We start from the raw sequence: 23578 nt of genomic DNA on the forward strand, positions 1-23578 counted from the left end.
CAAAGAGATGAGGGACCCGACATGATCAACAAGAGAAACACCCTGAAGACCATCGTCGCCGCAGGCGCCATCACCAGCTTTTCGGGCCTGGTGCCCGGCCTGTGGCAGGCCGTGGCCGCCACGGCACTGCGCACGCGCCGCTGCGTCAACACCATGGCCCTGGACGACCCGGACCTGGCGACCTACCGCGACTTCGTGGGCATCATGCGCTCGCGCTCGCCCAACACCCGCGTGAGCTGGGTCGGGTTTGCCAACCAGCACGGCGACGCGAACAACTTCAAATACTGCCCGCACGGCGACTGGTACTTTCTGCCGTGGCACCGCGGCTTCGTCGAGATGTACGAAAAAACGGCGGCAAGCCTCACCAGCAACCCGGACTTCGCCATGCCCTACTGGGACTGGACGGCTCTGCGCGAGCTGCCGGCGGCCTTCACCGACCCCACTTACAAAGGCAAGCCCAACCCCCTGTATGTGCCCGGCAAGGGCGACCCCTCCACCCTGCGCAACCCGCTCACGGGCGACAACGCGCTGACCGATGAACTCGTGGGGCCGGACGTGATCCGCAGGATCTACGAAGAGACCAACTACGAGGCTTTCGGCACCAGCCGCTCGGTGGACCGCAGCAACAAGCAAAAGCTCATCGTGCAGAACAACCTCGACCCCAAGTGGGTGCCCATGGGGGGTGGCAACCAGGGCATATTGGAGAGCACGCCGCACAACAACGTGCACAACAACATCGGCGCCTTCATGCCCAATTCGAACTCGCCACGCGACCCCATCTTCATGATGCACCACGGCAACATCGACCGCATCTGGGCCTCGTGGAACGCGCTGGGCCGCCAGAACTCGACCGATCCGCTGTGGCTCAACATGCCCTTCACCAATAACTACATCGCACCCAACGGCAAGTTCCACACGAAGAAGGTGAGCGACCTGCTGAGCACCACGGCGCTGGGCTACACCTACGACAACATGCCGCAGCCCGACAGCAAGCCCGTGGATGCGCAGCGCCGGGCGAACATGGCCGCGCTGTTCAACCCCGCCGCCATTGCCCAGCCCCTGCGCCTGAAGAAGGTGGACATGGCGGCCGCCACGGCGGCCACCTCGCGCGGGGTGCCGTTCCAACTCGAAGCGCGCAACCTGGCGCCGCTGCAGGCTGCGGCGCCCGCGCCGGCAGCGCCCGGGCCGCGCGAGGTGGTGGCCCTGATCTCCGACATCCACATCGCCGACAACGTGCGCGCCATCCGCGTCTTCGTCAACCGCGACACCGTGGGGCCCGATGTGCCGGTGACCGACCCGCACTTTGTGACCACGCTGAGCTTTCTCAAGCACGGCGGCCGTGCACCGGCCGGCCCTGCGGGCCATGGCGACCATGCAGCGCATGGCGCAGGCTCGGGGCATGCGGGCCGCCAGCCCTCGGCCATGGTCAACCTGACCGAAACGCTGCGCAGGCTGTCACAGACACAAGGCCTGCAGGGCAATACCATCACGGTGCAGCTGGTGGCGCTGCCGTTTGCCGGCACCCCAGCGGCCGAGGTCGGTACCGTGGTGCCCGCCTCGGTCGAAATCGCGTTCATCTGAGAGGCTGAGAATCTTTCGTCCATGCCCGCCTTGCACGCCAAAACGCCCCGGCTCGTCGTTGCAAATGCTCGCCATAGCCCGAGCTATGGCTGTGCTTTGCGCCTAGACCCGAGGCGTTTTAGCGTGCCCTTCGGTCACGGCCAAAAAACTCCCAGCCTCTGACACCGCACTACCAGGGCATACAGGCCCCGTTCAGGAACACCGTGGCCTACCGATCACCCGCCATCGCCCTGCTGGCAGCCGCCCTGACAGGCTCACCGCAGGCCATGGCTGCCATACCCATAGCCGGGGCAACTGGCACCGCAACGGCGGCAGTGCCTGCCAGGGTGTGCGTCAGCCCTGTGCCGGCCGACCTGCAAGCGCTGCAGGATGGCCGCCAGCGCGTGGTGATCGTGCTGCACGCCTTCGAGCCACCGCGCCCGGCCCGCGGGCAGTTGGTGGCCTCGCTGCTGGCAGGCGGCCCGCCCACGCCACGGGAGATCACCCGCTTTGCGGTCCATCCCCTGCGCGCCTTCACCGCCGCCGAGCCCCGGCGCAGCCAGCGCTTTCGGGTGTCTCTGGCAGGGTATGCCCACCTGCTGCACCTCGGCCAGCCCGTGTGCCTGCAGTTGGCCTTTCGCACCGGCAGCAGCCCGCTCGAAGGCGGGCGCGCCGAGATCAGCATCGAACTCACCGACTGACATGACCACCAGCACCAGCACCACCGCCGCCGCAACCCCAACCACCGCCTTTCCCCGCACCCAGCGCATCGGGATCCTGGTCTTTCCGGATTTCGAGCCGCTGGACGTGTGGGGCTTCGTCGAAGCCTTCTCCATCGCCCGCTTCGTCGGCACCTCCTATGCGCAGCCACCGGCCTGCCCCTTCGAGATCGTGCTGATCTCCAACGAATGCCGGGCCACGGCAGGCAGCAGCACACAGCCCGCCCCCGTGCGCAGCTACAAGGGCCCGCGCGTGGCGCCCGACCTGTTCCGCGACGATGCGCTCACCGAGCCGCTGGACCTGCTGATGGTGCCGGGCGGCCAGGGCGTCGGCAGCCTGCTGCTGGACCCGGACACCGCCGCCGTGCAGGCGCTGGTGGCCTGGGTGCAGGCCATGGACCAACGCGTGGCGCTGATGACCTCGGTCTGCACCGGTGCAGCCGTTCTGGCGCGCGCGGACCTGCTCGATGGCCGGCCGGCTGCCACCAACCACCAGGCCTTCGGCTGGGTGGCGGGCTTCGGCCCGGCGGTGCTGTGGGACAACGTGGCGCGCTGGGTGGATGCGGGCCGCTATGTCACCTCGGCCGGCGTCTCTGCCGGCACCGACATGGCCTGGCACCTGGTGGCACGCCTGGCCGGCCGCGCCGCGGCCGAAGCGGCGGCGATTGCCGCCGAATACGACTGGCACCGCGATCCGTTGCAGCCCATCTTCTACCCGCAGCAGGCTGCGGTTCCTTCGTCGTCTTCGTGAACCGGCGTCAATGCATGGCACTGGCCACACCGGCTGGTTGCTGCGCTGACCGGCGCTGCCAGAAGGGCTCGTTCGGCCAACGCTGCTCCATGGCGTAGTAGCGCGCACGGTTGTCCCGGTAGGCCTGGGCGACCTCTTGCAGCTGCCGGTTCCAGGCCGGCAGGGCCTGCATGTTTCCGCCCAGGTGCTCGCGCACGACCAGCGCCCCCATCTGGCCCGTGACCAGCCCATGCAGCAGACCCTGCGAGGCCAGGGGATCGAAGGCCAGGGAGGCATCGCCCACGGCCAGCCAATGGCTGCCCGCCGCCTGCGAGGGCCACTGCCCATTGGCGGGCGCGGCGCGCAGCGGCACCAGCGCCTGGGCCGCCGGTGGGCAGTGCCGGCCGATCAGTTGGGTGCGCCGGGCGCGTTCGAGCAGATCGCCCGCTGTGCGGCAGCCCTGCACCGAGGCCAGGTCGCCATCGCCATGCCAGGCGATGACGCGCGTGCCGCCCGGAAGGTCGGCGCTGTACCACCAGCCGTCGGCCGCTGCCTCGATGAGGGTGCTGCCGGCTGGCACATCCGCCCCGCCCTGCACCCAGGTGTGCAGGCACACCAGCCTGTCCTGGCGCTGCAGTTGGGCGCCTGCCTGGCGCACAACGCGCGCTGACCGGCCCGTGGCGTCGACCACGAAGCGGCAGCGCACCATCCATGGGCCATCCGCTGTTTTCATTTCGCAGTGCCACGGGTAGCGGCCGCCCTCGGGTGCGCAATGCAGGCGGCGCACTTCGGCAGGGTGAGTGAGGTGCGCGCCCCGCTCCCGCGCCAGCGTGCGCAGCATCGCGTCGAAGCGCGGCCGGTCCAGGTGCCAGCCATGGCCGTGTGGGTCGAAGATCGCGTCCTGCATGCTGGGCTGATCGCTGCCCCACAGCGATTGCCGGGTCCAGGCCGGCAGGTGCCCCTCGGACTGGAAGATCTGCCAGACGCCCAGGTCGGCCAGGGCGGTCCGGGCCGAGGCAGGCAGCGATTCGCCGATGGCCGGCCCGGCATGCACCGCCCGGCCGCCCACCAGCGCCACACGGCAATGCGGCGCCAGGCAGGCCGCAGCAGTGGCCCCGGCGGGCCCGGCCCCCAACACCAGCACGTCCAGCTCCTGGGCCGTGGGCCCGAACTTCTGCATCGGGTCTGGCGCTATCGAACGGGCTGCGACCCGGCGGCGCGCTGCAGCTGCGCTTCGTTGTGCTCGTCGAAGGGCTCGATGCGCGGCTCTCTGCGCGCCCGGGCCGTGCCGGCCACCGCCGCCAGGCCAGCCGCTGCGGCGGGGGCTGGCGCAATGCGGTTCTCGACCTGCATGACCGGGGGGAAGTCCGCGCTGTCCGCCACCCCGGGGCGCAGTTCCACCACCCCCATGTCGCCGAAGCTGGAGATCATGCGGTTGATCTCACTCAGGTAGCCGCCACTGCCCAGGGTGCGGAACCACGACTCGCGGCCATGGAACGCAGCCAGCCGCTCCTCGCGCGGCAGGCTGCTGTCGAGAACGCGCTGATAGGCCTCTTCGGACAGCACCTGGTTGGGCACCCGCGCGGGCCAGAAGGTGGGCACATAGGGGTCGTAGCGCGGCCCGTAGCCCGCGTAGTAGCCACTGCGGCAACTGGCGCTGTCGGTCTGCCAGGGCACGGCCATCCAGCGGGTGAGGTCGCCCGGGGCCTGGGCATACAGGGGCCCGCCCACAGCCAGCGCGATCTCGGGCGTCAACTGGGCACCCGCCTGGATTGCTGGCTCGTCCGGGGCCGCCTCGCGGATCCGGAAAGGCGCGCGGTACAGGCTGGCGTGGCGCATGGGCCAGGTGATCTCGCAACCGGGGTGAAACGCGTCGGCCAGGCAGGCATCCATGGCGGCTTCGTCCAGCATGCCCGGCTGCTCGGCCAGCGGCACCTCATCGAGGAGGGCGGGCGCCTTCAGCGCAGGGTCCCAGTCGGCAGCGAAGTCGCCCGCCGCCCACAGGTCGAGCATGCGCAGCTGAGTGTCGGTGAGCGCGGCGTGCTGGCGCGGTGTGGCGGCCGGCGGCACGGCCATCGCATCGCCGTAGAGCCAGGGCCAGGGCTGGGGCGACGCGCCATCGCGCTCGAAGCGGCGAAAGGCGTTGGCGACCTGCTGGCGCAGCTCGCGCCAGGTGTCGAGCGGGCTGTTCAGCCTGGCAATCCAGGCCTGGTTGTCCGCGCTGGCCGCACCGCCCCAGCCGAACTGCGCGGCAAACCCCTGGTTCGCCCACTGCAGGCCGCTCTGGCGGACCAGGATGGGCAGGATGTGGCGGGCGAACGAGACTTCTGCGGGAAACCCGCGCATACCCGAGCGCACGTACACGTCCTCCAGCAGGTCCTTCATCGTGCGTACGGACTTGAGCTCGGGCCCGTAGTTGGGAGGAGCCACGACCACCCAGGCGCTGTCCACGGGGATCGACTCACCATCGATCACCACCGTGGCCCGCACCGGCCCGTCGGAGGTGTCGTCGTGCCAGCCATCGTTGTTGGCAAAGGTTGTTGCGGGTTTGCCGTCGCTCGATGCCGAGTGGCCACGCCCGCCCAGCACGAGCAGGCGCCCGGCGTCATCGGTGCGCAGCTCGCCCAGGTACACCGGTGTGCCGCAAAAGCTGCCGCTGTCGAAGCAATGGGCAGGCCCCTGCTGCGACGCGCCCTGAACCTTGCGCGCCCCGGGCCGTATCGTCAGGCTGGCGCGGTCCTTGACGGTGGCGTTGCGCAACTCACTCGGGTCGGCCGATGCGGCCTCGGGCACGTCCAGCGCGATCTGGAACTGGTACCAGGCAGCCTTGCCGTTGGCCAGCTCAACCTCCCACTCGATGCGGGCATCGGCGCAGGTCAGCTCCTTGACCACCTCTCCGGCAGCGTTGTAGCCATAGACCCGAAAACGCGCCGCCTGGCGCTTGAGCGGGCCATGCCCGCCATCGCGCAGCGCGCCCGGCGGCAGCGGTGCTGGCTGCAGCACCTCGGGGCCGAAGTAGAAACCGTCGGGGCTGTTGCCCACGCGCGCCACGCCGATTCCCGGATGGATCGCAGCCCGCACCACCTTGTTGTCCGTGACCATCAGCAGCCCCCTCTCTGGTTGATTGGGGCGCAGGATATACACAGGTTTGCCTGGTGTCTTCTTATTAATGGCAAGGCTGGGCAAGCACCCCAGGCACAGCGCAAACGCTTGTCTGAACCACCGATTCAAGCGAGGGGGTGAAGAAAAAAGGTGTGCCCGAGCGCAGCTGTGTTTCCTGCGGAATCCACAGGGCTAAGGCCTGGAAACCAGGCAGGCCACCTGCTTGAGGAATACCACGTGCACAGGAAGTGGCGCTTCGCCGCCAAGCGCCACCCGGGGCGTGTTCGACGCCATGTACCCAATGACGACCACTTTGTCCTTGAAACGGGCAAGAAAGCCGTTCGAACCATCGATCACAGCGCGGAACGGGTGCGCCGTCGGCACCGGGATATGCGCGTACGGGCAGTACGCCTGCGAGCGCGCATTGAGAGAAAACTTCCTTGCTCCCAGCCCGAGTGCCGACGAAGTCACTACAGCCTTCTCGCCCACAATCTCCTGCGCGGCCAGCAAGCTGAGGCTCGCAATGTTGCGCCCATCGATCTGCGCCTGCGTCTCGACGAATTCGCCCATACCGGCCTCGCGCTGGTGAACGAACCCGGTCTGTGTCGCTACCGAGGCCAAGGCTGTGTGGGGGCCTACGGCCGATGCATGCATCAAACCATCGGCACCCTCTGTCACACGGGCCAGGTTCATCTGCAGGTACGTGGGAATTTGGGAGAACCCGGCAGCCAATTGCCCATCGCCATCCCTTCGCTCGTCCACAAAGAATTTGTAGACGATGGCTTTGGCCCCCACCTGCACCAGGCGTTGAACCACGGTGGCTGAAATGGACCGGGAGAATGGAAAATCACCGAAATGGGCAATGTCGGCATCGGTGACCGCGACGAATTCAAACGCAGGAGATTTGCCCCTCTCCATGCTGGCGCACAACGCGGAAGACGGACTGGCCAGCACGCCCACCGCAAGAAGGAAAAAGACAAATCCAGCGCTTTGCATCACACCAGCCTGCCTTGAGCATTGCGCGAAGGCAGGGGGCGCAACCGCATCACAGGAGGCCGGCAGACCGGCTTTACATGTGGTCGATCATCACCGATAAGAAATACGACTTTCACTTTGACGCTTTGCATTTTCCCCTGCCAAGATAGCAATCATGGAACAGTTCATGGAACACTTTTCATTGGCAGCTTGATCGGCGCCTCGGCCTGCATCGTTCTGACCCCACGCAGGTCAGAATGGGCCCATCGTTGATCAACCCGGAGCCACAGATGCCCTCTCATTGCCTGCAGATTGTTGCCGATCCTGATCACGTAGAGACGTTTCGCTGGGTCGTGCTGGAGCAAGAGCCACACGACTCACACATCTTCAAGCCACATTCGGCATCGGAGTGCGACTTTGACAGCTGGGCGGGTGCGCTTGACGCCGGCACGTTGGCATTGGCCGCCGCTGAGGGCCAGCCCTACGAAAACGAAGCGGCTGACCCTGTGGGCGATGCAGATTGTTCCAATCTCGACTGAAGCAGTCACAGCCCAACGGCTCAGCAGCGCCACTCAATTGGGGAACATCGAGCCCTGATCATCCTCGGGCAGCATCAGGTTGCTGATGGTCGCCTCTCTCACAGCGCGCGTGAAGTCGAGTTCGTACTCGGTACGCATGGCCACAGCAGGCCCCCGGTCAGCAAATGCGCACAGTTGTTGGTACTCGGCGATGACCTGCAGCCTGTTCTCTGACTGCCGCACCGACGCCAGTACCAGGGCGTTCGTGGTCTCCAGCAGCACGACCAGTTGGGAGCATCGCTCTTCGAGAAAATTCACGCGCTCCTGCAGTTCGTGAACTTGTTTTTCCGTTGCATCGTTAGGCATGGCGTCTCCTGTCATTCAGTTGTGATGGGTAGCTCGACTTGCTGAACTGGATCCTTGGCGCGGTGCTTGAACGCCTCCACGGGCGGCAGCTTAATCAGGGCCTCGGCTTCTTCGACAGTGCCGCGCAACCAGGCATCCCAGTCGCCGCGCTCGATGGGCACCACGGCGCGCTTGTCTTGCTTGTCCGGCGGGCGCTTGGGGTCGGGGCGGTGCATGAGGCGCATCAGGGGGTGGTGGTCGGCGTTCTGGGTGATCATGGTGTAGCTGGTCCAGATCTCACCTGAGGCCGGATCGGTCCACACGTCCCACAGGCCGGCCAGCGCCCAGGGCGTGCCGTCGGGCCGTTCGAACTGCCAAGCGATGTGCTTGCCGGTGCCCCAGTACGGTTCCACGAACTGCTGGGCCGGGATCAGGCAGCGCTGCCCCTTGCGCCAAGCGCCACCGTAGGTCCAGGACTTGGCCATCCCCTCGCGCCGCGCGTTGACGGTGTTCAGGCGCTTGCCGTCCTTGCCCTTGGGGATGTTGGTTTCGGAGCGGGGCGGGATCATGCCCCACTGCCCAGTTATCAGCTCGGTGCCAGCGGCACGGGGGCGCATGACCACGCCCCGGTACAGCGGGCTCATGTGGTCGCGCCAGTTCTCATCCTGGGGCAGATCACCGAAGTAGAGGCCGAGCTGGGCGGGGCCGCCGGTTTCGTAGTACGTGCACATGACAACCTCCTGGCAGTTGGGAGTTATACTGTATAAATGTACAGTGTAGATATTTTCGACTCGCCTTGGCCCGTCCCCTATGACGTGGCTGTGAAGGCGCTGGCGCTGCCAGTGTCGCGGGTTTCTGTGCAGGCGGGGTTTCCGAGCCCGGCGGATGACTTCATGGTCGAGCGGCTGGACATCATGAAGCTGCTGGTGAAGCACCCCCAGGCCACCTACTTCTGGCGCGTGCGGGGCGACTCCATGGTGGGGGCCAACATCCACGATGGCAGCATCCTGGCCATCGACCGAGCCATCAAGCCCAAGCACATGCATGTGGTGGTTGCCGTGGTCGACGGGGAATGCACCTGCAAGTACCTGCACCAGCGCGCCGGCCGGGTGAAGCTGCAGGCGGCCAACCCCACGTACCCGGACATCGTGCCGAAGGACAGCCAGACCATCGAGGTGTGGGGTGTGGCGCGCGGGTGCATCACCCTGTTTGCCACCTGACGGCATGCGAGGCCCGGCATGTATGCGCTGGTGGATGGCAACAATTTCTATGTGAGCTGCGAGCGGGTGTTCCGCCCCAGCCTGAACGGCCGCCCGGTCGTGGTGCTGAGCAACAACGATGGGTGCGCCATCGCGCGCAGCAATGAGGCCAAGGCACTGGGCATCGCCATGGGGGCGCCCTGGTTCGAGATCAAGCACATGGAGTACGGCGACGGCCTGGTTGGCTTGAGCGCCAACTTCGTGCTCTACGGCGACATGAGCGACCGCATGCACAGCCTAGCGGCCGGCCTGGGCCCCACGCAGGAGATCTACTCCATTGACGAATCGTTCATTGGGCTGCACGGCGTACGCGGCGACCTGACGAAGCGGGCCCGCGCGGTGCGCGACCGCATCAACCAGTGGACCGGCATCCCCTGCGGCATCGGAATTGCCCGGACCAAGACCCTCGCGAAGCTGGCCAACCACATCGCCAAAACCGCCGAGCGCAAGCCCGGCAGTTACCCCGCCGACCTGGCCACGGTGTGCAACCTGGCCGCCCTGCCCGCCTCGGACCTCGATGCGGTGCTGGGCACCACCCTGGTGGAAGAAGTGTGGGGCGTGGGCCGCAAGATCGCGGCGCAGCTGCACGAGGGCGACATCCACACCGTGCTGGACCTGGTGCGCATGGACCCGGCCACCGTGCGCCGGCGCTGGAGCGTGGTGCTGGAACGCACCGTGCGTGAGCTGCAAGGCATGCCCTGCATCGAGCTGGACGATGCGCCCAGCCCGAAGAAAGAGATTGCCTGCACCCGCTCATTCGGCAAGCCCATCACCGACCTGGGCCCACTGCTGCAGGCCGTGAGCGAGTTCGCCAGCCGCGCGGGCGAGAAGCTGCGCACGCAGGGCAGTCTGGCCAGTGAGGTGCTGGTGTTCGCCCACACCAGCCCCTTCCGGCCAGGGCCGCGCTTCAACAAGTCGGTGGTGGTGCCGCTGCGCAGGCCCACGGCCGACACCGGCGACCTGGTGCTGGCCGCCACCCATGGCATCCGCCGCATCTATGCCGAGGGCTTCGACCTGATCAAGGCCGGGGTGATGCTGCTGGACCTGGTGCCGGGCAGCGTGCTGCAGCACGAGCTGGATCTTGAGGATGACGACTGCGCAGACCGCAGCAAGCTGATGACGGCCATGGACGCGATCAACGGGCGGTATGGCAAGGGGACGGTGCACGTGGCGAGCACCGGGGCGACGGAGAAGGTGCGCGAGTGGGGGATGCGGCAGGAGCGGCGGACGCCGCAGTACACGACGCGGTGGGAAGATGTGCCGGTAGCGCGCGCCTAAGCCCTAAGTGCCAAAAATTGCTTTGTCTTTTGTAACCACACGTATATATTGTTTTTTCAATTTTTATGGAATTTAAAGCATGGCAAAGTTCGACTACTACGTGTCCGCTGTTTCATACAACAAAGACAGCACCCATATAGCAAAGCTTCGGATACACCCAATCGATGCTGAAGGCGGATGGAAACTTACAGGAGAAGAGGTCACCCGCCCACACGTGGTGTCACTGATCGAGAAAAAGAAAACCTTCGCCTCAATTACCCAAGGCAAGGATAAAAAATGGTACACCGGCGCTCAGTTGGAAGTTATCCAGGTTGCCACTGATTACCTGAAAACCGTAAAAGACACCTCAGCTAAAGACAATCTTGAAAATTTGCCACAGTTTTAAATAGTCAAGAACACGCGCAAAGCCGCCCAGCAGCAATGCCGGGCGGCTTTTTATTTGACTGGCGCGACCGTTGCAGCAGTGCACTGGCCACTCACACCGTGCGGGATGTAGCAGCCGGCGCCCATCTTGAAGCTGGAGCATCCAGCCAGGACGATGGCGGCGATGGTGATGGCGATGGTTTTCATGGAGCTTCTCTTTCGGTTTCAGGATGGACGGACGACGTGCCGGCCTCACGGTAGTAAGCGGCGCCGCCCACCCGGACAGCAAGCCACATGGCCCACGCCGTGGCCGGGGCCACGCCCTCGGCCAGCATCGCGGCGTAGAACACAGAATCAGCCCACTCGCGCTCCCAGCCCTCGGTGTAGAGCCAGTCGTGCAGGATGGCCGCTCGACGGGCGCGGTTGCCGAAGGCCCAGTAGGCGAATGGCAGGCGGGGCACGCTGGCCAGGTCGGTGACAAAGCCAGCCGGAACGCTGAGAGTGAGCAGCTCGCCCTCGACGCTGGCCGTGCGAAAGGTCCACTCGGCCAGCAGCGCATAGTCGGCCCCGCTACCGCGCGGGCTGAGGCCCGGGTCGCTGAGGAATTCGACGCCACCAAGGGCCAGGGGCTTGAGCGCCATGGTCAGTTGTCCTGCGCGGCGTACCGCAGATTACCGGCAGTGCGATTGACCCAGCCCCGGCCGTACACGTCGAATTTTCCCAACATTGCATAGAACTCAAGGCGCTCAGCATTGAACAGCAGCACCAGGTCGGCAGGCTCGGCGCGCGCGATGGCAGCCAGGGTCAGCGGGCCGATCTGCCCGTCGTCTGCCACACCGGCCGCGCGCTGCATCCAGCGCACCGCGTTACCGATGCCGTGGTTGACCGCCGCATCCAGGGCCTGGAACACGAAAGGCCGGGGCAGCTTGTCGCCCTGCACGCGCTGCCAGAAGTCGCGCTCGTAGATGGCGATGGCCTGCGGGCGCGTCAGGGCCTTGATGTCCACCGCTGGGTAGCTGCGCTTGGAGATGCCGAATTTCGTTTCGCCCCCCGGGTCGCGCGGGTCGTTGACGTAGCCGCCCTCATGGGAGAGCACGCGGTCGATGAGGTCCAGGAACATGGTCATGGTCAACCTTCTTTCACACGGGTTCGAACGATCAGCACCGCGAAGCCAAGCACGATGCAAACGTCCTGCGGGCTGGGGGCGGCATTGGGAAGAAACGGGCTGGCCAGCGCACCGGCGCCGCCCACGGCGAGCAGCATCCAGGCGATGGCCTTTAACCACTCGGTAGTGCGCACGCGCCAAGCCAGGCCACGGCGGCATGGGGCGGTGCGCTCGAGCTTGTTCAAGGCCTCGGCCAGCACGATGAAGCCGGCGGCCCAGTAGATGAGGTGCAAGGCGAATGTCATTGCGCGCCCCCGTTGTCCATGCCTGGCCTGGGCTCTGGCTTGTCGGGCCCGAGCACGCGGTCGCGGACCCGCATCAGCGCCCGCTGCGCGAAGGCGCCGACAACGAATGCCGTGCACAGCTGCAGCGGCTCGGGCACCGACATGATCAGCATGGCCAGGGGGGTGATGTAACCGGCGGTGATGCTGCTGGCGCAGGCCACCCACATACGCCGCACGGTGGTGCGCCGCAGCTCGCGCCAGGTGTCGCCGGTGCTGGGCACGGTGTTCATGACGACGATGGCGACCAGGCCGCCGAAGAGGCCGGCCACCAGCAGATCAGCGCGCAGCCCAAGGGGGATGCCGAAGATGGTGACAGCGGTAGTAGACGCGGCGGCCATCGCAATGGTGGCGATGCCGGCGGCGGCAGAGGTAGGTTCAGGCATTGGTGCCCCGGTTCAATTGCCGCTGGGCATGCACACCGGCACGCCGCCATAGAAGCGAAAGCAATCCACCACCGGCACACCATCGCGGCGGATGGTCACCTCCAGGCTGGCCAGCGCCTCGACATCGACCTCGCCCTGCAGCAGTTGCACCGGCACGCCGGCCGCCACGTAGCAGCCCCAGGGGCATTGCTCTGTGCCCACCCAGCCGCGCGCCGGGTCGAAGTTGAGCGTGTAGGGCAGCACCGGGCTGGTGGCCGTGTACTGCACGGGCATGGCGCTGGGCGGGGCCAGCAGGTGCAGCGCGAGCGCGGTTGTAAAGATCAGCTCCATCGGGGTCACCCCTTCCCTTTTGTGTGTGTTGGGTCAAACGTCTATCGAAACCACCGTCAGCGCGGGCGCGTCGCCCTCAATCACGCCGTCGCGCACGAACACCCGGGCATCAACCGCCGTGGTGCCGCGCACCTGCAGCACGCCGCCGCCCGGCAGCTCGACCGTGGCGGTGTCGCCGTCCACCGCGATGACGGTGGCCACCTGCAGGGGCGGGTCGGGAAAGATTTCTTTGAAGGCGCGGAAAGGGTTGCGGGCCATGGCTGGTGCACCTTGTTCAGTCGGGATGGGTTTCGAGAGTGATGGTCTGGCGCAGGCTGGGCCGCGACCATTCGAGCGAGGTGCTGCGCACGAGGCCCAGGCGGGTGGTGCCGCGATCAAGGAATCGCACCATTGCGCCGGGCTTGATGACGCCGGTTTCCTCCAGCACCTGCAGGCGCAGGGTGATCTGCGCCTGGCGGCCTGTGTCGGCCAGAACTGCAAGGCCGCGCTGTCGCGCCGCGTCCACATGGGTGATGAGCGGGTGCGTGACCATTGGCGCCACCAGCACACCGGCGCCGCCGGTACGGTTGATCTCGGCCAGCACGCCCGCCGTTGTGCCGCTTACATGCACGCGGTCGTAAGCGGGCTTGCGCATCCACTCGCGCCCCACCTCTGCCGCCACGTGCCCGGGCAGCTCGACGTCGGCCATGTCCAGCGTCCAATCCCTCGGCATGAGGGGGTAGCGGGCGCGCACCAGCAAGGTTGGGTCGGTGTCGTGCGGCTGCAGGTAGGCCCCGGCCGCCTCGGCGATATCGCGCAGGGCGCTCATGTACGCGCCCTGGTGCGTCCACACGTTGCCGGGCACCAGCCAGTCGGTGATGCCCCAGTCCACATCCCAGCCCAGAGGCACGCCATTGAGCGTGAGCACGTCGCCCATGAGTTGCTGCGCGGTGCGCGCGCTGGAGTTGCCGTGGTTGAGCACGGGCGAATACAGGTCATCCAGCACCGCCGCCCTGCCCCTGCCCTTCACGGTCACGCGGTTGTTGGCAAACGCCTGCGCCTCGCCCGCTTCCTCAGCCGCCAGGCGGAAGGGAACACCATTGACGGTGGCCAGCACGTCGATGGGGTCGCCATCGGGCCCAGGCTGCACCAGATCGAGCGCGCTGGCGGGCACGGTGGCAGACCACGACCAGGTCCAGCTATCGGCATCCAGCCCCATCTGGAAGGCATAGGCCGGGATGGCCAGGCCACCGTCTACGCGCATCAGGGTGATTTCATTCTTGACCACATACACCTTTCGCACGGGCACGATGACCGTGCCGTTTTCGTCCACGGGCGGCTCGCCGCCGGGCACGACCACGCCCCAGCCCGGATTGAGCTGGCGCGAAAACTTTGTCCAGGGGAGCCATTGCTCCAGATCCACCCGGCGCACGCGCACCCATGGGGCCTGCAGGGCCCGGGCGGGCCGGGCTGCGTACTGGCCCCAAGGTGCGCGGCGCTGCAGATCGATAAACAGGGGCACGCCCCAGGGCATGCGCGGCTGCTGTGCGGGCCGGGCGGCATAGCTGCCCCAGGGGGCGCGGGTGTCGTCATCGAGCCTGCGGGCCACGCCCCAGGGGGCGCGCGGCTCCTGCGCGGGCCTGGCGGTGTAGCGGCCCCAGGGGGCGCGGCACGCATCATCCACCCGGCGCAGCAGCACCCAGGGCGCGCGCTGCTCTGCCTGCACGGCATGCCCGCGGCCCCAGGGGGCGCGGCAGGCCACATCGAGCGCATCGGTCGGCAGGCTGGGCGCGCGAAGCTCTGTGGCCACGGCGTGGCCCTGCACCCAGGGTGCATGCAGGCTGGCCACCACGCGGCGGCGCGTGGCCGCGTCGGCGTAGTCGAGCACCAGGGCGCCGCCGTCCTGCTGGGCGCCCTGCGGGCCGTAGTCGAGCACCAGGCTGCCGCCGTCTTGCGCGCTCATGCCGTGTCGTCCGCAAGTTTGCTCAGCACACGGTTGGCCGCTGGCGGGCGCCAGTCCACAGCGCCGGGGCTGAGGTCGATGGGCAGCACGCAGCATTCGCGCTCGGCAAAACCGGCGTGCACGCGGAACTGGCCCGCCACGGTGTCGCCCTGCCCCAGCAGCGCACCTGTGTCGCGGTCATAGGCCCGCACACGGCGGTTGAGCAGCACGCCACCAGTGCGCACCACGCCGCGCACTTCGTAGCGGGGGTGCACCGCAGTGCAGGCGACCGCAAAGTCGAGGGACAAGGCGCCAGCACCCGCCACGCCATGCGCGCCAGCGGCGGCGACAGCAAAGTCGAGCACCACCGCGCCCACTCCCGTGACCGCGACACCGTGGATGGCGGTCGCCTCCACCATGAAATCCAGCGTGATCGCGCCATCGCCCACCACCGGTGTGGGGCCGCCTGAGGCGAACGAGAAGGCAATGGCATTGCCAGCCGGCGGCGTGTACGCCGAGCCGCCCACCCACGCGAAGGCAATGGCATTGCCGGCTGGCGGGGTGTAGCTCATACCGCCAGCACCCGGTCGAAGGCGAGCAGGTTGTATTGGGTGCCAGACGCATCGTCAAGGCACAGCACCAGGACCTCGCCGGTGTACGCGGTCAGGATGGACCAGTCACCCGTGGTGGCATCGCTCAGCGTGTTGGCAATGGGCACCATGGTGTCGCGGCGCAGCGCCCAGATTGCCCTTTGGGCCGGTGCGCCCGAGTCATCGGTTACAGCCGGGCCGGTCAGCTGATAAAAGACGATTGCCGGAAAGCCCGCCGTGTACCCCGAAGGAACCGAGTAGGCAAAGCTGGTCTGCCCGGCATTGAGTTTCAGGCTGCCCGACGTTGCCCCGCTGTCGGCCCCGCCCGCCAGGTAGATTGCACCGGACCAGGGGATGCTGGTGATGGCCGATGCACTGGCGTTGCTGTAGGTCAGCTTTCTCGCGTCGGCGTCTACCGCCAGACCGATCCAGCCGGTGACGGCCAGCCCACCAGCGCCGCCGCCCCCACCACCGTAGATGGTGCCGTTTTCCATGCCGATGGACGTGCTGCCACTCTGCCCGGGGTACTGGTTCAATGGGTTGGAGGCGCTGGATAGCCCCGGCATCCAGGTGGAGAGCGTGGTGCGCAGAATCTCGACGTACCACTTGCCTGTGGTCACCGAGGTGATGGACCTGGCGAAACCTGCACCCAATGTCTTTGTCAGGGTGACGCCATCGGGGTTCAGCGTCAGCACCGAGCCGAGCGCGGACGGGTTCCAGCCGGTAGGGATGCTGACTGGCATCAGGCACCACCCACTGTGATGGTGAACGAGGTGATCTGAATCGGCCCGCCCGCCTCGATGGTGACTGTGTTGATCTTGATCGCACCCGTGCCGGCGTTGTTGGTCACGTCCACGTCAAGGGCCTTGGCGCCATCGTCGTAAATCACGCGCGCCCAGGCAGCGGTGCCGCTGGCGTCAGCGGTCGGGTCGTCGCCGATGTCGATGAACGTCACCACAGGGCCAGAGGCCGACACGGCCGGGCTGCTGCACACCAGGGTGCCCAGCAGGGTTTGCGTGGTGATGGCCGTCAACGGGGTGGCAGGCGGCGCGACCGTGTAAAAGCGAACCTGGACAGGGCCGGTGCCGGCGTTGAGCAGATCGGCAAGCGCTGCCGCCAGCAGGGTGCGCGTGAAATTGTCGAATCGGACGAGCATGCTTTTTCCTTGATCAGTCGGAATCACCGCGCAGCTGCGCGTCGAAAGAGTCGCCGGCCAGCGTGGCGCCACGCAGCACGGTGCGGGCGAGCCAGAAGCCGGGGGCGGCGGCCACGGTGTTCAGCCGCAGCTGCGAGCCCACCGGCCATGGCACGGGGCCCCACCCTTCCTTGCGGATCACCACGTAGGTCTTGCCGGTGAGCGGGTTCACGGGGGCGATGTCGGCGGAAATATTCCCGGTGGCGATCACGCCGAGGTTTTCGGAGATGAGCTGATAGTTGCCGGTGCCGTTGGTGAAATGGACGCGCAGGCGGTCGTTGACGGCGCCTTCGTTGAGCACCTCGATGGGCGAATTGAGTTCGTCGTACTCAAAATCGACCGGGTCACCGATGAGCGTGTCGCTCCACACACCGTTCCACGTGCGCTGGTCAAAAACGTTTTCGACCCGGGCGAACAGGTCACCGAACAGCAGCGCCCCGCTGAGCTGGCTGCCCATGGGGAACGCACGCGTGAGCGCTGCGCCCAGGCTGATCTGGCCGTTGATCTGCACGTCGCTGATCTGCACCATTTCCTCGATGCGGTGGCGCACGGCGATGGGGGGCACGTAGCCGGCCAGCGACAGGGCCGCGTCCATGGTGACCAGGCCGGCCTCCAGGTTCACGGCGTAGAGGTTGGCGGCAAGCTTCTTGCGGTCCGAGTCTTCCAGCCAGATCTGATCAAGGTAGCCACGGCCCACGCCAATGACCTGGCCGGCCGTGGGCGTGCCAGCATCGACGCTGCCCGTGTGGTGGATCACCGCCACATCGGAGGGGCGGTAGATGGGCACGCGGCCATCGCTGGGCAGGCGCACCGGGTCAAGGCCCAGGATGTCTGCCGACAGCGGCAGGCTGGTGAGCACCACCGTGCTGTAGCGCAGGGTCTGCGGCTGCACGGGGCGTGGCTTCCACACGTTGGAGCCGACCACGTTGGCGGGATCGAACCAGGGCTGAGTCTCATTGCCGGCCACGGGCAGCCACTCGCCGAACCACACGCGGGCCACGCCCATGGATTGCTCGACCTGGCCCCGGATCAACGTACCAACGATCACGCCATTGACGTCGGTGGTGCCGCTGATGGCGGTGCCATCCACCGCCGTGACCTGCACGTAGGTGGAGGCCGGGCGCACAGGGCTACCGGCTGTGCGGAAGAACGCCGACACCGCCAGCCAGTCGCCCAGCTTGATGAGCGCGGACTGCACGGCCAGGCCCAGGGCGGCGCCGCGCGTCCACAGGGTGGGGGTGGCCACGCCGGTGGCGTAGTCCAGCGTGCCGGCGGCGGTGGCGCTGCCGTTGTACAGCGCGTCGATGTAGAGGGTGCCGCTGCGCTCGATGAAGCGTTTGCCTGCCAGGGTGAATGCCACGCTGCCGGCCACCAGCTGCGCGCTGCTGGTGCGGGTGAGGTCCACGCGCACGGGCACATCGCTGGCGATGGTGAGGTCCTCAGTGCGGTCGGTGTAGATGCGCACGGCCGAGCCCGCGGGGATGGTGCCGCCGCCCTCGACCGCGTAGGTGGCCGGGGTGTAGGTGACCGACGCGGCCGATACCGTGGCGGTGCTGAGGTAGGCGCCCTGCGTCCAGCCTGGGTGGTCGCCGCCCGCCACGTACCAGCTGGTGGGCAGCGTCATGGTGGGGTTGTAGGTGATGGCACCTGTGCCGGCGTTGAGCAGGCCCAGCACGGTGCCGGCAGCCATGGTGACGGTGGCGCGGGGGCCGCGCAGACTGACGGCCTGGGCGGCCAGCAGCGCGCCCGAGCCATCGACCCGGAACGGTACCTGGCTGGCGGCGGTTGTGTCGGTCACCTGGTCATTGCTGACTGCCAGGGTCATGGTGAGCACGCCAGACACCGAGGCGGCCAGCACGGCCTTGCCGATGGTCAACGGGCTGGCCAGCAGCTCGGTGTTGGTGGGTGTGTCGACAATGTCCTGGCTGGGGTCGAGCGCCCAGGTCTTGTAGGTGATGGCCAGGCTGCTGTCGAAGTCGGGCAGGCGGGCGGCGTATTCGATGCGGCCACGGCCGGTGGACATGTCCACCCGGCCCGAGGCACCGCCACCGGACAGGACGCCATTGGCATCCATGCTGACGGTGTAGGGGGTGCCATCGGCCACATACGCGATATCGAGCTCGCCGGGCTGCACCGGTGTGTTGGCCAGGACGAAGTCTTGATAGGCGGTGCCGCCAGTGTCGGCCAGGCGCTGTTCGTAGTGGGTGGGGCTGCCCCACACGAGAATGATGCTGCTGCCCACATCAGGCAACGCCCCGAGCGTGACGGTGGCCGCGCCGGTGATGAAGTCCACCAGGCCGGTGCCATAGGCGACGTCGTCGCCCACCAGCTCGCCATCGCCTTTGTCGCGCAGCTCAACCCAGCGACCCAGGGCGCGGTACTGTACGCGCAGCGACCCCGGGGCGGGCAGCGGGGCCAGCACCGGGGCGTACACCGTGCCGCGCGTGGCCAGGGTGATCACGATCTCTTGCGTGTGCGCGGCCTGCGAGACTTCGGCCTGCGGGATGTACCGCACCGTCACCACCGACTCACCCGAGAAGGTGGGCGTCAGGTTGAGCTGGCGGTTGGCATAGTCCACCGTGCCGGTCCAGCCGTTGCCCCCATCGGGGGCAATGTTGCCGGCCCCGTCATCCACCGAGACGAAAGACCCACCGCCCGCAAACTGCACACTGATGGTGCCCGGCTTCATGGCCAGGGCGGTGCGCAACACGAACGACTGGCCCGGCGAGCTGCCCGGGTCGAATGGGCCATCGACGAATTCAGCAGTGCCCGAATCCAGAAACGCTGCTGCACCGCTGATGCTGGCCAGCGAGACAGCCGCCTCGCTCTGGGTGGTGGGCACGATGGGGGCGAACACGCTGGCAACCATCACCTCCAGTGCGCCCAGCAGCGCAGCCGAGGTCAGGGGCTGGATGCCGAAGTAGCGCGAGGCATCGGCCACGGTGGTGGAGCGCATGAGGGTGTTGCCGCGCGCGCTGCTGTTGCGGCTGGGGCTGCTGATGCCCTTGAACTCCTGGCGCAGCGGGGCGCCGATCTTGAGGGTGACCACCCTGCGCTGGAACTCGGCGCCGTTGTCGTCGAAGGTGCGCAGCTCGTGGCTCACGTCCTGCACGCGCACGAACTGCTGGCTACCCGTGACGCCGGCGGGCTCATCGCTGAGGCAGTACACATCGCCCACCTCGGGCAGGGGTTCCTCGATGCGCTGGTACACCAGCACGGCCGATGCGCCCTTGAGCTGGCGGCCATAGACAACCATGCGGCTTTCGGGGCCGGCAATGACATACGACTCGATGCGGTCGCGGGCATCGGCGCGCACGTGGTAGTCCGACCCGGTGCTGAACAGCAGCACCCCGATGAGTGGGTTGTCGGGCGCGTCGGTGATGATGCAGTGGGCGCCGGCATACATCTCGACCGTGGCGGTGTTGACGTGGCCGTAGAGCTTGCGCAGGTTGACGCGGCCATAGACCGCGTCCACCCGGCTGACCTTGGGGAACACGTTGCCGGCCACGCCGTCGGGCACGACGCGGTTGGTGCGGCGGCCGCCGCCGTCGCTGGTGTCGGCCATGCGCTCGGATTCGAGCAGGCGGATGCTGGTGGAGGTGATGGTCATGGTGGGGTCAGGCCTCGATTTCGATCAGGCGCACGGTGGTGACGTAGGGGTAGTCGTCGCCCGGCAGCTCGGGCCGGGTGTTCTGGATGGGTATGGCGCTCACCGGGTCATCGGGCGCGAACATGACCGTGAACTCGCGGCCATCGGCATGGGTGAACACGTAGACGCCCTCGGGGTCTGCCGCCAGGGCGCGCAGCTCTTCGACCGCAGAGCGGGCCAGCCAGCCGTGCTGGTCGGTAGCCTGCAGGGTGATGGGGCGGCCAGCCAGGCGCTCGCCCACGTCCACCAGCAGCGCGCCGGTGGTGCTGTACTCGGTGGTTTTCTCGACCGGGGACCAGGCGAATTCATCGACCCAGACCATCTGGCGCCGGATCTGCACGAGGCCGAGGGTGTGGTGGGTGGTGCTCATCGGGCAGTACCTTTGCCGCGCGCCAGCTCTTGGATCACGCTATTGATGACGGTGACGTCGCGGGGCGTCATGCCCTCGATGGACTGCGGGCCGGATTTGAGGTCGAAGACGACCGTGCTGGTGGGGCCGCTGATGCCCGAGCCGCCCGGGGTGCGCGAACTGCCACCGCTGGAAGTGGTTGGCGCTGTGGGCGTGTTGGTTGTGGGCTTGCTGGCGGCCGTGGTGCCGCCGTTGGCTTTGCCACCGTTGCGCTCGGCCTCGATCAAGCCCTCGACCCGGGCCAGCTCAGCGGCGATGTTGCGTTGCTGGTTCAGGCTCTCCTGGCTGCGCGTGACGTTGCCATAGCTCTTTTGGTAGTTTTGCAGCTGCTGGCGCAACGCCCAGGCCTTGCGCGCGTTGTCGCTGTCGGCCATGTCCTCGCCGTAGCGCTTCACGATGTCGGCAGTGATGTCGGTTTCGAGGACAGCGGCCTCGCGCACGTCGCCAGACTTGCCCACCAGGTCGGAGCCATCGCCGACCTTGTTGCGGTCGTAGATGGCCTGCAGCTTCTTGGCTGCAGCGGCGGCAGCTTCAGCGCTTTGGCCCATCTGCTGATAACCGCCTGCGGCTTGGCGGGCAGCGTCGCCAGCCCCCTTTGTGGCGCCGGCAGCATCGCGCATGGATTTGACGATGACGTTGCCGGTGTCGGTCACCTCCAGCTTGAGGCCGGCGGCGGCCGCCTTGGATTCCAGCAGCGCACGGGTGGTGCGCACGGCTGCATCGCCCTGGCGCTGCGCGGCTTCCATGGCGGCATTGGCATAGGCAGCGAAGGCCTCACGAAGGGTGTCGGCGGACTTGACGCCAGCAGCGGTGATGGTGTCCCAGGCTTGCTGGTTGTCAGCCGCAGTCTTGTTGAGGGCCTCGGTAGTTTTCAGGCCCAAGGTGCGGAAGGCGGCATCAACCGCAAGCGCCGCCTCCTTTGCCCCACCACCGGTACCGCGAAGCGCCGCGTTGAGGCGTTCCTGCACCTCTGCTGCAGCCTGCCAGTTGCCGGTGTCGACCGCAGCCTGATATTCCGCACGCAGCTTACCGATGGCGCCAGCGGCGGCAATGTCCGATGCAGCCTTTGCGTCTATCGCACGCTGTGCGGTTTCCGTCGTTTCGCGAGCAAGGTCCATGGACTTGCTCATTTCTTCGGAGGCCTTCGCGGCCTCGCGGACGGCGGGAGGCGCATCCTCCACGGCTTTGGTGAAACCAGCCCAACCCTCTTGCGCCAACTTGGCACCGCGAGCCGCAGCCTCAAATGCTGCACTTGCCTTTTGGCCCAATGCATCAGCCGCAGCACCGGTGGCTGCGGACGACAGCCGAACCTCGTCGGCAACCTCTTTGAATCGCTTGGAGATACCGCCAAACGAGAACTTTGCAAGAATATCGTTCCAGACAGCAAACGCTGCTTGAATCGATGCAATGTGCCCGACGACGAACTCGGCTGTCTTGTAGGTCACAGCGAGCAGCGCATTCGCACCTGTCGCCATGACACCCCATGCCAGCTTTACCGCGTTGCCGGCATTGGTGGCGTATTCGCTCAGCCTGGTGAATGCAGCATTGGCATCATCAGCCAGAGTGCTGATACGCTGAATGACAACCCCAAAGTCAATGGTGGAGACGAACTCACGTACGAACTTCACACCCGTGGAAAATGCGGTGGCAATGGCTTCGCCAAACCTGCCGACCGTGCCATCTGCCACTGCACCACGCAGTGATGCAGCCAACTGGTCAACCGCATCTTTGATGACCGGGAGCACAGGAGCGCCAAGCGTGTTTGTGAGGTACTCCCAGGCCTTGCCCAACGCCCCCACCGAGCTGTTCAGGTTGTTCTGCATGACCGCCGCAGTAGCAGCGGCACTGCCCTCGGCGTTTTGCAGCTTGCCCACCAGCTCATCGAGCGCGCCCACGCCCTGGTTAAGCAGCGCACGCAGGGCTGGGCCTGCCTCCTGGCCAACAGCAGAAATGGCCTGGGCACCACGCGGACCAGAAGCCGCCAGTTGGCGCAGCGCCTTGTCGAAATCGTTGGTGGAGATGCCCACCGCCGCGAGCTCGCCCCGGAACTTGCTGGCCGGGTCCGAGAACTGGCTCAGGATGCTGTTGAGCGCGGTACCAGCGCGGCTGGCGTCGATGCCCGCATCAGCAAACTTGCCGATGATGGCCACCGTGGATTCCAGGCTCATGCCCAGACTGTTGGCCACGGGCGCGGCGTAGCTCAGCGCTTCGGCCAGGCCCTTCACGCTGGTGTTGGTGGCATTGGCACCCAGCGCCAGTACATCTGCCACCCTGCCGGCATCGGTGAACGCCAGGCCCAAGCCCCTCACCGCTTTGGTGACGTATTCAGCGGAGGTGGCCAGCTCGATATCGCCAGCTGCCGCCAGCGAGAGCACTGCGGGCAGCGCCTGAATGGCCTCTTTCGCACTCAGGCCAGCCTTTGCGAGGTTTTCAATTGCGCCAGCAGCCTCAACGCTGCTGAACTTGCCAGCGGCCCCGACATCCTCTGCAGCCTTTTTAAGCTGCGCCATTTCCTCAGCCGTGGCGCCAGTGGCCGCCTGCACGCGGCTGAGTGACTGCTCGAAGTCAGCAGCGCCCTTCACCACCCCTGCAAATGCATTGATACCGAAGTAGGCCAGCAGCGCAGCACCCAGCGCCCCGGCCGCAGCCTGCACCTTGCCGAACACCCCGGACGCGTTGTCCTTGGCGTTGATCAGGATCTCGATGGGCTTGAATGCCATGGTGGGTGCGGGGCCTGGTGGTGTGGTTCGGGCAATGCAGCGGCTTCATCTGGCGCCGGGATGGCAGCGCCACATGGAGCCGC

General features: G+C 66.8%; 26 protein-coding genes. 7 read left to right on the forward strand and 19 right to left on the reverse strand.

From position 1 onward, the window contains the following. The first annotated feature begins 21 nt into the window (after positions 1–21). The 3 genes from QYL93_RS07005 (at position 22) to QYL93_RS07015 (ending at position 3030) form a co-directional block, all read left to right on the forward strand. On the forward strand, positions 22–1581 hold the full coding sequence (locus QYL93_RS07005) for a tyrosinase family protein (protein WP_305742979.1): 1560 nt from the start codon (positions 22–24) through the stop codon (positions 1579–1581). 203 nt (positions 1582–1784) lie between these two features. Continuing rightward, positions 1785–2261, forward strand: a complete 477-nt coding sequence (locus tag QYL93_RS07010) for a hypothetical protein (protein WP_305742980.1) — start codon at positions 1785–1787, stop codon at positions 2259–2261. Between the two features lies 1 nt (position 2262). Further along, the gene (locus tag QYL93_RS07015) at positions 2263–3030 is read left to right on the forward strand and encodes a DJ-1/PfpI family protein (RefSeq protein WP_305742981.1); all 768 of its coding nucleotides are present in this window, start codon (positions 2263–2265) and stop codon (positions 3028–3030) included. Positions 3031–3037: 7 nt separating this feature from the next. Here QYL93_RS07015 and QYL93_RS07020 read toward each other — a convergent pair whose 3' ends face one another. From QYL93_RS07020 to QYL93_RS07030, 3 genes are all read right to left on the reverse strand, one after another. Continuing rightward, positions 3038–4189: a tryptophan 7-halogenase gene (locus QYL93_RS07020; RefSeq protein WP_305742982.1), complete on the reverse strand. Its 1152-nt coding sequence runs from the start codon at positions 4187–4189 to the stop codon at positions 3038–3040. A gap of 11 nt (positions 4190–4200) precedes the next feature. Further along, positions 4201–6111, reverse strand: coding sequence for a LodA/GoxA family CTQ-dependent oxidase (locus QYL93_RS07025; RefSeq protein WP_305742983.1), 1911 nt, complete (start codon positions 6109–6111; stop codon positions 4201–4203). Between the two features lie 192 nt (positions 6112–6303). Next, on the reverse strand, positions 6304–7107 hold the full coding sequence (locus QYL93_RS07030; protein WP_305742984.1) for a CHASE2 domain-containing protein: 804 nt from the start codon (positions 7105–7107) through the stop codon (positions 6304–6306). A gap of 236 nt (positions 7108–7343) precedes the next feature. Between QYL93_RS07030 and QYL93_RS07035 the strand changes: the two genes are divergently transcribed. Next, positions 7344–7625: a hypothetical protein gene (locus QYL93_RS07035; RefSeq protein WP_305742985.1), complete on the forward strand. Its 282-nt coding sequence runs from the start codon at positions 7344–7346 to the stop codon at positions 7623–7625. 33 nt (positions 7626–7658) lie between these two features. On the opposite strand, the gene QYL93_RS07040 is transcribed toward QYL93_RS07035, so the two are convergent. Further along, positions 7659–7970, reverse strand: a complete 312-nt coding sequence (locus tag QYL93_RS07040; RefSeq protein WP_305742986.1) for a hypothetical protein — start codon at positions 7968–7970, stop codon at positions 7659–7661. An 11-nt stretch (positions 7971–7981) separates the two neighbouring features. Further along, entirely contained in the window at positions 7982–8680 is a 699-nt protein-coding gene (locus tag QYL93_RS07045; RefSeq protein ID WP_305742987.1) for an SOS response-associated peptidase, read from the reverse strand. 36 nt (positions 8681–8716) lie between these two features. Here QYL93_RS07045 and QYL93_RS07050 point away from each other — a divergent pair, with 36 nt between their 5' ends. From QYL93_RS07050 to QYL93_RS07060, 3 genes are all read left to right on the forward strand, one after another. Then, positions 8717–9169, forward strand: coding sequence for a LexA family transcriptional regulator (locus QYL93_RS07050; protein ID WP_305742988.1), 453 nt, complete (start codon positions 8717–8719; stop codon positions 9167–9169). Between the two features lie 18 nt (positions 9170–9187). Beyond that, positions 9188–10486 (forward strand): Y-family DNA polymerase, encoded by a 1299-nt coding sequence (locus QYL93_RS07055; RefSeq protein WP_305742989.1) that lies wholly within the window; start codon positions 9188–9190, stop codon positions 10484–10486. Between the two features lie 79 nt (positions 10487–10565). Further along, the gene (locus tag QYL93_RS07060; protein WP_305742990.1) at positions 10566–10871 is read left to right on the forward strand and encodes a DUF3892 domain-containing protein; all 306 of its coding nucleotides are present in this window, start codon (positions 10566–10568) and stop codon (positions 10869–10871) included. Positions 10872–10921: 50 nt separating this feature from the next. Here QYL93_RS07060 and QYL93_RS07065 read toward each other — a convergent pair whose 3' ends face one another. The 14 genes from QYL93_RS07065 to QYL93_RS07130 are packed head-to-tail and all read right to left on the reverse strand — an operon-like array spanning position 10922 to position 23495. Next, positions 10922–11056: a hypothetical protein gene (locus tag QYL93_RS07065; RefSeq protein WP_305742991.1), complete on the reverse strand. Its 135-nt coding sequence runs from the start codon at positions 11054–11056 to the stop codon at positions 10922–10924. After that, positions 11053–11490, reverse strand: coding sequence for a DUF1353 domain-containing protein (locus QYL93_RS07070; protein WP_305742992.1), 438 nt, complete (start codon positions 11488–11490; stop codon positions 11053–11055). The genes QYL93_RS07065 and QYL93_RS07070 overlap by 4 nt, the downstream gene beginning before the upstream one ends. Positions 11491–11492: 2 nt before the next feature. Continuing rightward, the gene (locus QYL93_RS07075; RefSeq protein ID WP_305742993.1) at positions 11493–11975 is read right to left on the reverse strand and encodes a glycoside hydrolase family 108 protein; all 483 of its coding nucleotides are present in this window, start codon (positions 11973–11975) and stop codon (positions 11493–11495) included. Positions 11976–11977: 2 nt separating this feature from the next. Continuing rightward, on the reverse strand, positions 11978–12259 hold the full coding sequence (locus QYL93_RS07080; RefSeq protein ID WP_305742994.1) for a hypothetical protein: 282 nt from the start codon (positions 12257–12259) through the stop codon (positions 11978–11980). Beyond that, positions 12256–12681: a hypothetical protein gene (locus QYL93_RS07085; RefSeq protein ID WP_305742995.1), complete on the reverse strand. Its 426-nt coding sequence runs from the start codon at positions 12679–12681 to the stop codon at positions 12256–12258. Before QYL93_RS07085 ends, QYL93_RS07080 begins: the two co-directional genes overlap by 4 nt. A 12-nt stretch (positions 12682–12693) precedes the next feature. After that, a complete protein-coding gene (locus QYL93_RS07090) occupies positions 12694–13011 on the reverse strand; it encodes a hypothetical protein (protein ID WP_305742996.1) in 318 nt (105 codons plus the stop codon). A gap of 33 nt (positions 13012–13044) precedes the next feature. Continuing rightward, positions 13045–13269 (reverse strand): hypothetical protein, encoded by a 225-nt coding sequence (locus QYL93_RS07095; protein ID WP_305742997.1) that lies wholly within the window; start codon positions 13267–13269, stop codon positions 13045–13047. Positions 13270–13285: 16 nt separating this feature from the next. Further along, positions 13286–14953: a hypothetical protein gene (locus QYL93_RS07100; RefSeq protein ID WP_305742998.1), complete on the reverse strand. Its 1668-nt coding sequence runs from the start codon at positions 14951–14953 to the stop codon at positions 13286–13288. Next, the gene (locus QYL93_RS07105; RefSeq protein WP_305742999.1) at positions 14950–15504 is read right to left on the reverse strand and encodes a hypothetical protein; all 555 of its coding nucleotides are present in this window, start codon (positions 15502–15504) and stop codon (positions 14950–14952) included. Before QYL93_RS07105 ends, QYL93_RS07100 begins: the two co-directional genes overlap by 4 nt. Further along, a complete protein-coding gene (locus QYL93_RS07110; protein WP_305743000.1) occupies positions 15501–16265 on the reverse strand; it encodes a hypothetical protein in 765 nt (254 codons plus the stop codon). The genes QYL93_RS07105 and QYL93_RS07110 overlap by 4 nt, the downstream gene beginning before the upstream one ends. Next, on the reverse strand, positions 16265–16678 hold the full coding sequence (locus QYL93_RS07115) for a hypothetical protein (protein ID WP_305743001.1): 414 nt from the start codon (positions 16676–16678) through the stop codon (positions 16265–16267). The genes QYL93_RS07110 and QYL93_RS07115 overlap by 1 nt, the downstream gene beginning before the upstream one ends. Before the next feature lie 13 nt (positions 16679–16691). Further along, a complete protein-coding gene (locus tag QYL93_RS07120; protein WP_305743002.1) occupies positions 16692–20327 on the reverse strand; it encodes a hypothetical protein in 3636 nt (1211 codons plus the stop codon). Positions 20328–20334: 7 nt separating this feature from the next. Continuing rightward, entirely contained in the window at positions 20335–20736 is a 402-nt protein-coding gene (locus QYL93_RS07125; RefSeq protein WP_305743003.1) for a hypothetical protein, read from the reverse strand. Beyond that, a complete protein-coding gene (locus tag QYL93_RS07130; protein WP_305743004.1) occupies positions 20733–23495 on the reverse strand; it encodes a phage tail tape measure protein in 2763 nt (920 codons plus the stop codon). Before QYL93_RS07130 ends, QYL93_RS07125 begins: the two co-directional genes overlap by 4 nt. Positions 23496–23578 lie beyond the last annotated feature (83 nt).

The sequence above is a fragment of the Acidovorax sp. A1169 genome (genome assembly GCF_030704685.1).
Taxonomy (GTDB): domain Bacteria; phylum Pseudomonadota; class Gammaproteobacteria; order Burkholderiales; family Burkholderiaceae_C; genus Acidovorax.